General features: G+C 47.4%; 14 protein-coding genes. 2 read left to right on the top strand and 12 right to left on the bottom strand.

Translation table 11 applies throughout. The features are described 5' to 3' along the window. Positions 1 to 15 precede the first annotated feature (15 nt). The 10 genes from QZT80_RS21920 to QZT80_RS21875 all read right to left on the bottom strand — a co-directional run bounded on the left by QZT80_RS21920 (position 16) and on the right by QZT80_RS21875 (position 8,368). Positions 16 to 915 (bottom strand): NAD kinase, encoded by a 900-nt coding sequence (locus QZT80_RS21920; RefSeq protein WP_295127278.1) that lies wholly within the window; start codon positions 913 to 915, stop codon positions 16 to 18. A 27-nt stretch (positions 916 to 942) separates the two neighbouring features. Further along, positions 943 to 2,367, bottom strand: a complete 1,425-nt coding sequence (locus tag QZT80_RS21915; RefSeq protein WP_295127276.1) for a BamA/TamA family outer membrane protein — start codon at positions 2,365 to 2,367, stop codon at positions 943 to 945. A 39-nt stretch (positions 2,368 to 2,406) separates the two neighbouring features. Beyond that, complete coding sequence (locus tag QZT80_RS21910; RefSeq protein WP_295127274.1) at positions 2,407 to 3,078, bottom strand: CBS domain-containing protein; 672 nt, start codon at positions 3,076 to 3,078, stop codon at positions 2,407 to 2,409. Positions 3,079 to 3,243: 165 nt separating this feature from the next. Then, complete coding sequence (locus QZT80_RS21905) at positions 3,244 to 4,002, bottom strand: alpha/beta hydrolase (RefSeq protein ID WP_295127271.1); 759 nt, start codon at positions 4,000 to 4,002, stop codon at positions 3,244 to 3,246. Between the two features lie 75 nt (positions 4,003 to 4,077). Further along, entirely contained in the window at positions 4,078 to 4,617 is a 540-nt protein-coding gene (locus QZT80_RS21900; protein WP_295127268.1) for a CvpA family protein, read from the bottom strand. A 2-nt stretch (positions 4,618 to 4,619) separates the two neighbouring features. Next, complete coding sequence (locus tag QZT80_RS21895; protein ID WP_295127266.1) at positions 4,620 to 5,072, bottom strand: GatB/YqeY domain-containing protein; 453 nt, start codon at positions 5,070 to 5,072, stop codon at positions 4,620 to 4,622. A gap of 68 nt (positions 5,073 to 5,140) precedes the next feature. Then, on the bottom strand, positions 5,141 to 5,491 hold the full coding sequence (gene gldC, locus QZT80_RS21890) for a gliding motility protein GldC (RefSeq protein ID WP_295127263.1): 351 nt from the start codon (positions 5,489 to 5,491) through the stop codon (positions 5,141 to 5,143). Positions 5,492 to 5,546: 55 nt separating this feature from the next. Beyond that, positions 5,547 to 6,623, bottom strand: coding sequence for a glycosyltransferase (locus QZT80_RS21885; RefSeq protein WP_295127261.1), 1,077 nt, complete (start codon positions 6,621 to 6,623; stop codon positions 5,547 to 5,549). 102 nt (positions 6,624 to 6,725) lie between these two features. Further along, positions 6,726 to 7,151 (bottom strand): hypothetical protein, encoded by a 426-nt coding sequence (locus QZT80_RS21880; protein WP_295127258.1) that lies wholly within the window; start codon positions 7,149 to 7,151, stop codon positions 6,726 to 6,728. A gap of 71 nt (positions 7,152 to 7,222) precedes the next feature. Next, positions 7,223 to 8,368, bottom strand: coding sequence for an ABC transporter permease (locus QZT80_RS21875; RefSeq protein WP_295127256.1), 1,146 nt, complete (start codon positions 8,366 to 8,368; stop codon positions 7,223 to 7,225). 750 nt (positions 8,369 to 9,118) lie between these two features. Between QZT80_RS21875 and QZT80_RS21870 the strand changes: the two genes are divergently transcribed. Continuing rightward, positions 9,119 to 10,114 carry a hypothetical protein gene (locus QZT80_RS21870; RefSeq protein ID WP_295127253.1) on the top strand — a complete coding sequence of 332 codons (996 nt, stop codon included), beginning with the start codon at positions 9,119 to 9,121 and terminating at the stop codon, positions 10,112 to 10,114. Between the two features lie 51 nt (positions 10,115 to 10,165). Here QZT80_RS21870 and QZT80_RS21865 read toward each other — a convergent pair whose 3' ends face one another. Continuing rightward, the gene (locus QZT80_RS21865; protein WP_295127250.1) at positions 10,166 to 11,311 is read right to left on the bottom strand and encodes a glycosyltransferase; all 1,146 of its coding nucleotides are present in this window, start codon (positions 11,309 to 11,311) and stop codon (positions 10,166 to 10,168) included. Continuing rightward, complete coding sequence (locus QZT80_RS21860; RefSeq protein ID WP_295127247.1) at positions 11,308 to 12,120, bottom strand: alpha/beta hydrolase; 813 nt, start codon at positions 12,118 to 12,120, stop codon at positions 11,308 to 11,310. Before QZT80_RS21860 ends, QZT80_RS21865 begins: the two co-directional genes overlap by 4 nt. Positions 12,121 to 12,203: 83 nt before the next feature. Between QZT80_RS21860 and QZT80_RS21855 the strand changes: the two genes are divergently transcribed. Continuing rightward, entirely contained in the window at positions 12,204 to 13,997 is a 1,794-nt protein-coding gene (locus QZT80_RS21855; protein WP_295127244.1) for an acyl-CoA dehydrogenase family protein, read from the top strand. Positions 13,998 to 14,047 lie beyond the last annotated feature (50 nt).

Genomic DNA, 14,047 nt, shown 5'->3' with positions numbered 1-14,047 from the left:
GGATTTTGGTATGGATTAACGACGCCTTGCCTCTCCCCGGTTACGGGTATCGATACCCCAAAGCAGTTTATTGCGCAGGGTATGCAGGAAGTTGGCCTCGTTAAGCCGGAGCAGTTTAATAGAAAAAGCTTCTTTCTTCACCGCCAGCTGCACACGATTGTCGATAATCTCCATCCGCGAGTCGAGTGTGCATATAAACTGGTCGCTACGCCCTTCTATCTCGAATGATATTACCTGGTCGTCGGGCACCACCAGGGGCCTTACGTTCAGGTTGTGAGGGGCTACCGGGGTAATCACAAAGTTGCTGGCCTCCGGAAATACAATGGGGCCACCGCAACTCAGCGAATAACCTGTAGAGCCGGTAGGCGTGGCCACGATCAGACCATCTGCCCAGTAAGTATTCAAAAACTCGCCGTTCAGGTAGGTGTGCACCTTTACCATCGCGGAAGTATCTTTTTTGTGAATGGTGAACTCGTTGAGTGCATAAGGCACATCCCCGAATAAAGGAATGCTGGCGTCGAGGTGGATAAGCGAACGTTCGTCTGCCACGTAGTTACGGGCTACCAACGCATCTACCAACTGGTGAATGTCTTCGCGGCCGGTGGTGGCTAAAAAACCCAGACGGCCGAAGTTTACGCCCAGCACAGGAATGTCCTTATCCCGCACAAAGGCTACGGTATCCAGCAGGGTACCATCGCCCCCCAAACTGATCAGGAATTCCACTTTACCGGTAAGGCCTGCCGCTGACGAAAACGTATCTACTTCACGGTCCAACTCAATATGAGGCAGCAGTTCTTTGTAAAAAGGTTCAAATATTACAGGCGTTATTTCCTGCCGCAGCAATTCTCCCAGCAATAACCTGATGTCATCTATGTCGTCCTGGTTAAATCCCCTGCTGTAAATAGCAATCTGCATGCGTTGAAATTAGTTGGAGTTTACGGTTTACATGTCCAGCTTAGCGTGTAAAAATAGTCCTTTTTCGCCTAACTGGTTAACACTGTATTCGAACCGGATGCTGGTATCGTAAAAAGTAACCAGTTCAAATCCGGCCCCGCCGCTGTACAGCATGCGGTTATTGAGAAACCCGTTGCCTGGATACCTGCTGTAAGTATAACCGGCATCGGCATACGTTTTTGCAAATATGCGGATGGGTAACTGGCTGAATTTGCGGGGCACCATGGGTAAGCGCACTTTCATGTTCAGCAGCTCCTGGCGTAAAGTGGACTTAAATATCGCAAAGCTGGTGCCATCCACTACATAGTATTCGTATCCCCTTAAATAATCTTCACCATACCCCATGGCCTTTTGCGCAAAATAGGGCTGGTCGTCCGACAGTTTGGCCTGTGCCCTGATGCCCAGTGCGCCGTAGGTTTTCGGGAACAACTGCCAGTATTTGGCGGCCCTGACGCGAAAACGTATGTAATCGATATCACTCAATGGCCCTATCCCGGTCTTCTCCACCTCGGCCTGCAGGTAAACACCTTTCAGCGGAAAGGTCCAACTGTCGGCATTGGCGTAGGTAATCCGGTACAGGAGGTTCAGGAATCTTACTTTTTTACGGCCATCGCCCAGGTATTCGGGGTTCATAAATACTACCGAATCGCTCACTGATTCTTCATTATAGGTAAGGTATACCTGCTGTTTGGTGTTGATGGCGCGGCGATAGGTGTAACTGAGGCCGGCAGAAAAGTTACGGCGCAGGAAATCGTCCTGCCGGAAAAAGTGTTGCTTGTTTTCGTTGCTGCTGTCGTTTACTTCACGATTACGGCTGTATGAAAATATAATGCCCGCCCCGTGGCGGTAACGTTTGTCGATGTATGGCAGGTCGTAGCTAAGCATCAGCCGCTGGGTGTAACCGATCTGTAAGTCGGCCTTAATTTCATCGTTGCGGCCGGTAAGGTTGTCCTGGAACACTTTTACGCCTATGTTTACCCTGTCCAGACTGCCCTTTTGCTCTACCAGCCACTGGTTAAAGTTCCTGTCGGCCAGTTTGAAAATAGGGAAGGCGAAGGTGTACCATCTTTCCCAAACTTCAAATTCGATATCGGCATCGTTGCCTGTCCAGTTTTTTACGTTGGCGGTAACGTTCAGGAAAAGAGAGGTGTTAAGTAATTGTTTCCTCCGCGATTCCAGGGTGGCAGACAATTCTTTCAGCCGGATGGTATCGCCGGGCACGGTGCCTATTTCACGAAGAATAATGGAGGTCCGTGTTTTCTTATTGCCCGATACGAGGATGTGCCGCACTACGATATACCCATCGTCGCTCACCACCTGCAGAGGTTGTGCGATTACCGGCGACTGTGCCCGGCAGGGAAATAAAGCTCCCGCCAGCAGGCATATCAAAAGAATGTAGTACACTTTGTGCATGCTGCGGCAACGAAAATATAACAGTTTGAATAAAGGGAATTACATGCTGAGATAGCTCATGAGGAGGTCGTAATTCTTTTTCACCAGGTCTTCTTCCAGTTCTTCACTGAAAGTGTATTTAATCGTGTAGTTAAAACGTTCGAAGGTGGCGATTAGGTTCTGCAAGTCCTGGCGGTTGGTTTTTAGTAAAATTTCCAGTTTGCCGGAGCCGGGATTTGTGATTGTATTTACAGAAAGCAGGGTAACGTCGTTGGATTCCGCAATACGGGCAATTTCTGCCAGGCTGTAATCACGTGGACCTACCTCCAGTACTACCAGTCCGCCGGGTTCTTTTACACCATTGTACATGGCCAGCATCGCCAGCATGTTATCTTTGGTAATTACGCCGAGGTACTCATTTTCGCGGGTAACTACGGGTAAGGCAGATAACTTAAAGTCATGAAACAATTTAAGGGCTTCATAGAAGTGCGCACCTTCGAGTACAGCAGGTTTAAACACTGACCCGGCCGCGGTTTCGAGCAACAGGTCCGGATCTTCCCAGTCGATAATATCATCTTCTTCAACCAACCCAACGTACTTGTTATCTGTTACCATAGGCAGTTGCGTAAGATGATATTCGTTCATCAAACGTAAAGCTTTGGCGCCGGTATCCATCGGGTGCAACACCGGTACTACAGATGATATGAGTTCCTGGGCCAGCATAATGTTCATTTGGATTGTACTGCAATAATAACAAAGAATATTCCAAACGCAGAAAACTACCTTGTAAAAATTACGACAACCTGCACGAAATGGCATAGCGGTAACTGATGCAGGTGTAAATGCAAAGGATAAAGCCCCTGTCGGCAAATTAATAACGGTACGGTGCGGTACTTATTATTTCAGCTTTGAAAGGAAGGTCTCCAGGATGGCGTTAAATTCGGCTGGTTGCTCCATCATAGGGGCGTGGCCGCATTTATCGATAAAGTGAAGTTCCGAATTGGGTATGAGCTTTTTGAACTCTTCGCCCACCATAGGTGGCGTAATAGTATCGTTTTGGCCCCAGATAAGACAGGTTGGTACGGTAATATCCATCAACTCCTCGCCAAGATTGTGACGGATGGCCGATTTAGCCAGCGCAATAATCTTGATCACCTTCAGCCTGTTATTTACGATATCAAACACTTCGTCCACCAGTTCTTTGGTAGCAGTGGCCGGATCGTAAAAGGTGAGTTCCGTCTTTTTCTTAATGTATTCGTAATCGCCTCTTTTAGGATATGTTTCACCCATACCGTTCTCGAATAAACCCGAGCTGCCGGTGAGAATAAGCGATTTAACGTTTTCCTGGTGTTTGAGGATGTATACAAGCCCTACATGCCCTCCGAGCGAGTTGCCCATCAGGTGAACATTCGTATAGTTACGTGTTTCCAGGAACTTGTGTACATATTTTGCCAGCCCGCCTACCGATGTATCGAGGATATTAAGATCGAATAGCGGCAAAAGCGGCACCACTACCCTGTAAGATTTCCTGAAATACTCCACCAGGTCCCTGAAATTACTCAATGCGCCAAAAAGCCCGTGCAGTAATATCAGTGGTTCGCCTTCTCCTTCCTCCACGAATTTAAACTTACCCTCTGTTTTGATTTCGTAATCCATCGCCTAAGCTTAAAAGTCAATTTTGCGCTAAAATAATTCTTTTTCTTAATTTAAATACTCTTTGAAGCGAGCAATCTATGCAGAAGTTTGCGAAGCGGCTGTTTCAAAGAATGCTTCCAGGTCGCTGAATATGCCCCGGAAGAAAGGTAATACCCTGCCTATATGCTCTACCACCCAGGGACCAATCCCCTCTATGTAAGGGTATACTACAGATTGCAGTTTCGTTTCAGGACTTAACCAGTATAACTGATTGGCTATCCACAACATTACACTGTAAATTATAATAAATATCGTTGTGTATAACAATATGCCGCCCAGCTTATTTACCCATCCTAACAGCACCAACTCCACCATCTTCTCTAACAGGTTGGCCCCCAGCCTTATAAGCAGTACCACGCCCACGAACAACAATACAAAACTGATGACAGGCAGCCAGCGGGTATGGATGTTGGCATGCTCCTGCAGGTATACAGACAGGGTAGACGATAATTTCAGCGCTGCTGCCATCCCGATCATACAGGCTACAAAGGAGAACACGGCCACAATAAGACCACGGGTAAATCCCCTGTAAATAGCAAATACCAGGATAATGGCGAAAATGATATCGATGGCCATGTTTACTTAGCCAGCAGTTCTTTTACCAGCCCGGAAACTACTTTACCGTCAGCCTTACCTGCCAGTTGTTTGGTGGCAACACCCATTACCTTGCCCATATCGCCGGGACCGGAAGCGCCTACCTGCGCAATAATGCCAGCCAGTATGGTACGCACTTCTGCTTCGTCCATTTGTTTGGGAAGATAACGTTCTATTACCGCCAGTTCCTCTTCTTCTTTCACTGCCAGGTCTTCACGGTTCTGCTGACGAAAAATATCGAGGGAGTCTTTTCTTTGTTTAGCGAGTTTTTGCAGGAGCTTCAGCTCGTCTGCTTCAGAAATTTCACCATTGGCGCCTTCTGAGGTTTTTGCCACTAATATGGCCGCCTTAATAGCACGGAGACTGCGCAGGTCTATTTCATTCCTGGCCAGCATGGCGGTTTTAATGGCGTCGTTTATGGTTTGTTCTAATGGCATAAAGATTTGTTTTAAGCTGTATCCCGGTTAACAGATGGGGAAAGTTACGTAAGATGCAATTTTTTTCCTTATTGCTTTTCCTGTTGCTTCAGTTTTTCCTCAAACTTCTTGTTGAAATCTTTGGCGAAGGCCCTGAGATCGTTGCTCATATCATGATATGGCGTTGCACGCTGGAAAGTATCGGCCATGGTCATTAACGTCTGGAAAAAGAAATCGGCCATTTCGTCCACCATCATTTGTTTTGTCCAGAGGTCGATGCGCATCGCTGTTTTTTCCTCACCATCCCAGAAAGCCAGCATCATTGCTTTGGCTTTGTTCATACGCTCCGCGCTTTTATCTGTAGCGTCCCACTCTATTTTTTCCGGAACCCGGTTATCATCCAATCCTACCTGAATCTGGATGGTAGAAGTTTTACTCATCTCTCTTTATTGATTTTGAACGGCAAAAATAGTGTTAATTGTTGATGACTGGCACCTATTGCGTGATTACCTGCCATACGGAGGCTGCAAACCCGTCCCAACTGGCGTTTTCGGGCAGCGGTGGAATATTGGCCAGCAGGCGGTTACGTAACATCTCATCTTTATAAAGCGCCCCCATCTGCTCGGCCAGCCCTGTAATGTCGTCTGCTTCGGCGTACAGTGCCGCATCACCACCTGCTTCCCGTGCAACATCGGTATCAAAAGCGACCACTGGCACCTCGGCACGCTGCGCTGCCAGAATGGGCAGGGCTACCCCTTCAACCGTGGCCACATGCACCAGGCCATAGGCCGAGGCGATCAGCCGGCTCAACTGGTGTACATTGGCGTCTTTTATCCAAACCACGTCGTCGCGGAAACGGTACGAGGCCAGCGATTCGGCAATCGCATTACCTGCAGCGGTGGCCCGCCCGGCAATAACGAGTTTTATATTGCTGTGCAGGCGTCCTTTTAGTTTGGAGAAGGCCTTGAGCAGGGGCATGATATTATTGTCCGGATGAAAAGTACCCACGGCCGCGAAGTACTCCACGCCGCCGGTAAATTCCCGTTTAAATTCCTCCCTGTCTTCCCACTGTACGGGGCGAATAGCGGAAAGGTTACCCGGAGGCAGCACCTTAATGCCTGCTTCAAAAGCGGGAAACTTGTCTACCACCGCCTGTTTCAGATAATCCGATACGGTGAAAATGCCTTTATAGTTACCCAGGAACTTCTTCGCATCGCCACCCGCTACTGCTTTCTTGTTATGGAACAGCAACAGCCAGGCAGGTACCCCGGCTTTCAACGGCAGCACATCGTCGACCACCATCACCTGGTCGGCCTGGTACTTCTTAATGAGCGAAGGCCAGGTATAATTCCGGAACCACCACCACGAAATGTAGGCGGTGCCCACGTTTTTCTCGACCAGTGTAACATTGGCGGGCAGCGGGAACTTTTTATGGTAAGGCTTGTCCAGCACCAGCACGAACTGATCGTCCGGACGCTGATTGCTGAGGGCATACAGGAAATCCCAATACACATGGCCGGTATCGGCCGGACTATCGGCTACAAGGCCGGATGCCAGAATTACAATACGCATAGTGCCTGCAAACGTACGTAAAAATGAAAAAGGATTTGATCTGCCGGTGCCAAAAAAGAAGCCCCGGCCAATGGCCAGGGCTTTATATAGCGAAATTGCTGATTACACTTTATTGAAGACGATGAACTCAAACTCCTTTTTGTTCGTGGGTTTGGTTTCGGAGGTCACGGTTACCTTTACACGCACCTCGTTCATGCTCGGCAGGTTGTTTACCGTTACTTCGGTAGTGGCGGCGGAACTTACGATCGCTGCGTTTTGCGGAACCGATACATTACTGAAGATCACCACGGCTTCTACACCAATCTTAACACCACTTGCCGGCATTTTGCTGGTTACCTTCACGGAAAAGGGGAAAGTGGGGCCCTGAGAAACGTTTGCGGTAGGGGAAGCTACCACACCAACAAGTTCAACTTTCAGATCTTCTTCAGAGGGGTTATTGGTACTACCACCCTTTTTACTCTTTTTGCAGGCAGCAAACGAAAGGGCGAAAACGCAAAGGGTCGCTATCAGATATGGCTTAAGTCGCATATATTCAGTTATAAGATTACTCTAAAATTATAATAATTATTAATAACTCGCAATTAAAAGTCGGTGCAAAACTAGGCTATTTTTCCTTTTACATCCATGGCATCGCGCAAACCATTCCCTAACAGGTTGAATGCCAGCACCAGTATCATAATGGCTATACCGGGTGCGAGGGCAAGCAGTGGGTTATGGGTAATGATAAAATTGTAGTTTTCCTTGATCATTAGTCCCCAGGATGGCTCGGGGGGCTGAACGCCAACGCCGAGAAAACTCAGGCCGGCCTCTACCACTATGGCCGTGGCGAAGTTGCTGGCCGCTACCACCATTACGGGCCCGAGAATGTTAGGCAATATATGCCGGGCGATGGTGCGGAAGTGACTGTAACCCAGCGCTCTGGTAGCCTCTACGTACTGTAATTCCCTGATACCCAACACCTGCCCGCGGATGATACGGGCCACGCTTACCCACATGGTTAAACCCACCGCGATAAATACCTGCCAGAACCCCTTGCCCAACGCCAGCGTAATCGCGAACACCAGTAACAACGTAGGCACCGACCAAATCACGTTAATCAGCCACATGATCACTTCGTCGGCCATACCACGGAAGTACCCGGCAATGGCGCCCATGAAAATACCGATGGATAAAGAAATGACTACTGCAATGCAACCCACACTAAGGCTTACACGAATACCTACCAGCAAACGGCTGAGGATGTCGCGGCCAAATTTGTCGGAGCCAAGGCGGTAAGTGCGGGTAATAACCCGCTCCCGGACTGCTGCAACGCCGGCAGCACTGGCAGCACCGGTTACTTTACCGTAAAGCACCTGCTGTATGGGATGACGCTCCTCCAGGCTGGTTTCCTCATCTACATACTTTTGTATGATAATATCTGTACCTGTTATTTTATAACTGCGGATGGGAATGTAGGTATACTCCGACTCCTGCCCATACATCATCCTATGAAAAAAACCTTTACGCTCCACTGCCTGTGGTTTACGTACCGCCAGCATCTGCACGGTAAAGCCGGGCTTTTGCCCGCTTACTTCCAACACCATTTCATTGGCAAACGGCGAGCCGTCGGGTGCCAGGAAATAGGCGAAAATACCGGTAAGGATGGCCATGCCTATCACTACCAGCCCTGCCATAGCGCCCTTGTTGCGCTTTAACCTGCGCCACGCCTGCTGCGAAAAAGATGTTTGACCCGGTGTTTCCGACATAGTTTGCAAGTTTAAATAATGCTGTCCATAATTTATAATTTTTAAAATCCGGGAACACACCAACGAACGTTCGTGTGATATAGCAGACGCATCTTATTGATCCTCAAAAGTTTTTACACTCGCATAACAAATAACGGCATCGACTATACGGCAGTGCCACTGCACTGGTTTTTAGTAGCACCACTGCAAACCATTAGCAGTGCCCGTATAATAGAACTGCTTCATTGCGGCGGCACACAAAAATTGTATGTGTTATTCTCACAAAATGGCCTAAATTAATATCATGACACAGCTATGCCATTTAACCTATAAATAATTGATCAGACACAGCCTTTTTTCTAACAGTATTTTAATGATAAGACGGCTTTACAGTAACTATTAAAAGACAGGAGACACAGCCTGCCAATTTATTTGTAACCAATAATGTAAAAATTAAAGGATGGCGCGCAGCCAGCCCTTTAGTATTCTCGTAAACAAAAGACACAGTTTGAACAGTAACTATTAAAAGACAGGAGACACAGCCTGTCAATTTTTGTTGTAACCAATGATGTAAAAATTGAAGGATGGCGCACAGCCAGCCCTTTGGTATTCACGTAAACTAAAGACAGTAACTATTAAAAGACAGGAAAGACAGCCTGCCACTCATTTATTTATCGCATAAGACAAACAACTACCCGCTTTTTATATCAAAAAAGGGACAGTAACCTTTTTGTGCAATTTTTTATTCGTTAACCATTAAAAATTAATGCTATGCCAGTAATTCAATTACCGCAGATTTTCTGCCCGTTCCCCTCTTCCATCAACCGTTTCGCTGAGGAAGCAGATAACCACGATACCATGTGGGTACAGCAATTCGGATTAGTACAAACAGAAAAGGCAAAGGAACGTTTCAGGCGTGCAAAATTCGCAGCATTATCATCGAGAGCATTTCCCACAGCAGGCCGCAAAGAACTGTTTATCGCGGCCGAGTTTAACACCTGGTTATTTTTACTGGACGACAAAAATGACGAGTCCATGTTCGGTAAAATGGATTTCTTAGACATGATCTATTCCGCTGTAATGGCCATTCTTGATAACAAGATGGTAATTGCCCCGAAGGAGGTCAGTTCGCTCACTGAGAGTTTTGCGGACTTATGGTCGAGAATGAGAAAGATCAGCAGCCCTGCATGGCAAAAACGTTTTGCCCAAAGCATGAAAGATTACCTGGACGCCTGTATTTGGGAAGCAGGCAACCGTATCAGGCAAGAAAGCCCGTCTGTAGCAGACTACATCGAAAAACGCCCATACACCGGCGCGTTGTTCGCTGACATTGAACTGATCGAAATTGTTGAAAAGATTTATTTACCCGAACGTGTGTACGCACATGAAACCGTTAAACAATTATCGCTGGCCTGTAACAACGTTGTGTGCTGGGCTAACGATATATTTTCGTTCGATAAGGAAAGGCGCCATGGAGATGTACACAACCTGGTGCTGGTACTTAAAGAAGAACGGGGCCTGTCGCTGGACGAGGCACTGGACGAAACCGCCCGCATGCACGATGCGGAAATCGAACGCTTTATCAAACTTTCTAAGGAGCTACCTTATTTCAGTGAAATTATTAATGCCGAACTGGAAAGATACGTGGTTATTTTGCGTGCATGGATGCGTGCAAATATGGACTGGAGCTTTTCTGACACCGCGCGTTACCAGGTACATGTAACCGAGTCTGCCACCGGTAAATGGACCTTCTCTGAAAAGATCTAACCCCTAAAAGGCCGGTGGTTGCGGCCGCACAAAACGCAACTGCCGGCCCCATTATTTAACGGTGCGCCCCTTCCATTTATAGGAACCAAATTTACCGAGCCAGCCCGCAGCTATTACATAAAGAATATGGAACGGCTGCCCTGGTATAAAGGAAGGAAGCAACGATACTTTATCGAAAAATTTAGCCACTGGCCCGAGGAACAAAAGTTCCACGCAGATCTTGTATATCATCAGCCAAAGTAACCACCACCATAACCCGGGTACAAAAAAAGCGGCAACAGCCAGTACCAGCAACGCTACATTCCAGAAATATACCAGCGCCAGTACACGCGTAATACGTTTGTCTTCGTACTTATCGGCCTTTGACGACCAGCGGATGCGCTGGTTCATAAAAGATGGAAAATCATCAACGGGCAATGTACGTACAATCGCTTCTTCACTTTTGATGTATACCACACCATCGGGATAAGCATGATAAATTTTATACATCAGCAACATATCATCGCCTGATGCGATCATATCTATCCCAATAAAACCACCCACTTCATAAAACGCCTTTTTCTCGTACGCCAGGTTAGCGCCGTTACACATGGTACCGCTCTTCAGATAGGCCATCGCACCGGTAATACCCTGCATGGTCATAAAGTCGAGCGACTGAAAATGTTTGAAGAAATTATCTTCTTTATAAAAACTGACGGGAGCCGCTATGAACTTAGGATAGGATGTTTCGTAACAACTCACGAATGTTTGTATCCACTTTGCACCCATCACACAATCGGCATCGGTAGTAAGTATTAGATCGCCGGAAGCCTGTTCGATAGCCAGTTCTATGGCTTTCTTTTTATAGGAATTAAGACGCTGCGTTTTATCAAGATGAGCGGATAACTGCAGCAGCTTTACATTGGAAGCGGGAAAGTTGCGCACCACGTCCGCAGTAGCATCTTCTGAAAAATCATCTATCACTATTACTTCAAAAAGATGGGCGGGATAGGTTTGCTGCTGTAAAGCGAGCAACAATGCGGGCAGATTAGCCGCTTCGTCGCGTGCGGGAATAATAACAGAAACCCTGGTGGTACCCGGGGTGGAATGAGCGGAAGGAGAAAATATTTCGAGTTGCTGCCAGCCATAAAAATAGGTAAGCATCAACACGCCATATAACAACGCCAGCGCCAGTATAGTAATCAACAATGCATTCATCTTTCGGTCTTGATATTATTTTTGATAATGGCGCCCAGCGATTCGGATAGTAACTGGTGTCCTTTGTTTAACACGATAATTTTGCACGGGAACGAGCCATCAGAAAAGTGATAGCCTAACGACGGTGGTATAACACGGTCGAACTTCCCGAAGAACATTAAGGTGTCTATCTTATGTGTTGCAATCAGTTTTTTACATCTTCTCTTATTGGGCATCATACGCCTCAGAGATGTCCATACGGTGTACACGAGTTCCCGTTTCTCCAGTTTATCCATGCTGAAAAAAGCGAACTTGTATACGCTTTGGTTTATCAGTCCGAATCTGTTCGACAGTGTGAGCAGGCGAAAGAAAAAAGCAGGATGGTACGTAGTGTGTTTAAATAATCTGTTTCCCCAGCGTGTTTGCGTAACCAACATGTGCCAGGGGTTATTCTTTAATCCATCGGGAGCTGCCAGTAAAAGGTTTTCGATACGATCAGCCATCTTCTCTACAATACATAACGCCAGTCGCCCACCCATACTATAACCCATTAAGGAGAAATTTTGTTTGCCCTGGCGCTCTAATATTTTTTTTACCAATGCTTCCAGATCGTCTTTATCGAAGTCACGCTGCTCTTTCCATTCCGTTTCGCCGTGAAAAGGCATGTTTAACGATACGATGGTAAATATATTGCCCAATTCCTCCTCCAGGCAGTTAAAGTGCGCAGCGCTTTCTCCAAAACCATGCAGGCATATCAGCAATTGCGGTCCTTTACCGGTGATTACACCGTGAAACCTGCTGTGGCCATATGGAATGAAAAATGAAGACATTGTTAAATAAGACCGCAATTTTAAACAACTTTTGCCATTTGCTACAATCTAAGTAAATTAGAAGAAGACAAAAATTATGAAAGATGGATACCGCGGTAACTAGCAAAACAGCGTTAAAAGGCGCAGAATTCCTCGTAAAAGAAAGCAATCCACAGGACGTCTTTATACCCGAAGATTTTTCCGAAGAACAACAGATGATCAGAGAAATGGCCGAACAGTTTGTAAGCAAAGAGGTTACGCCCCTGCTCGACCGGCTCGACAAACTGGAAGAAGGCCTGATGCCCTCCCTGCTGGATAAAGCCGGCGAACAGGGTTTGCTGGGTGCTGCCTTCCCCGAAGACCTGGGCGGTATGGGAAAAGATTTCATAACAGCCACGCTCATCAATGAAGCCCTGGGCTCCGGGCACTCTTTCTCTGTTGCCGTGGCCGCACACAATGGTATTGGCTCGCTGCCTATCCTGTACTTTGGTACCGATGCGCAGAAACAAAAATATATTCCCAAACTGGCCAGTGGTGAAATGAAAGGCGCTTACGCCCTCACCGAACCCAACTCCGGTTCCGACGCATTAAGTGCCAAAACCACCGCTAAACTATCCGCCGACGGTAAACACTACATCCTTAACGGCCAGAAATGCTGGATCACCAACTCCGGATTTGCCGATGTATTTACCGTGTTCGCGAAAATTGACGGCGACAAGTTCACCGGTTTCATAGTAGATAAGGGAACACCTGGTTTTACCCTGGGTGCCGAAGAGCATAAAATGGGCATCAAAGGCTCCTCTACCCGCCAGATCTATTTCCAGGACGCACAGGTGCCCGTGGAAAATGTGCTGGGCGAAATCGGTAAAGGTCACCTGATCGCCTTTAACATCCTCAATATCGGTCGCCTGAAACTGTGCGCCGCCGCACTGGGTGGTACTAAAAAGAGCATTGATATTTCCATACAGTACGCTGCCACACGCGAGCAGTTTAAACAGCCGATCGCCAACTTCGGCGCTATTAAACACAAGCTGGGCGAGATGGCGATACGTACATGGGCCTGCGAATCGGCGCTGTACCGCACCGCACAACTCATCGATCAAAAGGAACATGAACTGCTGAATGCAGGCAAACCGTTTAACGAAGCCTTACTCGGTGCTGCTGAGGAATACGCCGTTGAATGCGCTATGCTGAAAGTAAACGGTTCCGAGGTGCTGGACTATGTGGTGGACGAAGGTGTACAGATCCATGGTGGTAACGGCTTCAGCGATGAGTACGTAATATCCAAAGCTTACCGCGACAGCCGCATCAACCGTATTTTCGAAGGCACGAACGAGATTAACCGCCTGCTTACGCTCGACATGACGCTGAAACGCGCCATGAAAGGCAAAATAGACCTGATGACGCCGGCCATGAACGTGATGAAGGAGCTGATGAGCATTCCTGATTTTGGTAACGACGACGAAGGTGAGTTTGCGAAAGAGCTGAAACTGATTGTCAGCTTCAAAAAAGCAATATTGCTGGCTGCAGGTGCTGCCGCACAAAAGCTGGCCATGAAACTGGAAAGCGAACAGGAAATACTGATGAACATTGCTGATATGGCCATCGAAACATTTGTAGCCGAAAGCGCTTTACTCCGCCTCATTAAACTGCACGAACAGAAAGGTGCTGCTGCCACGGCGCTGCACACCGACATTGTTCGTACCTACATCACCGATGCGGCCGACCGCATTCATAAATCCGGTAAAGACGCCATTAACGGATTTGCAGAAGGTGACGAGCAGCGTATGATGTTGCTGGGTATCAAACGTTTCACTAAAACAGAACCGTTCAACACAAAAGACGCCCGCCGCCGCATAGCCGGCAAAATGCTGGCAGATAATAAATACAGCTTCTAACTGGTCAACAACAATATGAAAGAAGCGTTGCGTGTTATAGACGCAACGCT

It is taken from the genome of uncultured Chitinophaga sp., from assembly GCF_902168175.1.
Taxonomy (GTDB): Bacteria; Bacteroidota; Bacteroidia; order Chitinophagales; family Chitinophagaceae; genus Chitinophaga.
Note: the sequence above shows the minus strand (reverse complement) of the source record. Positions and strands in the feature narration are given on the sequence as shown.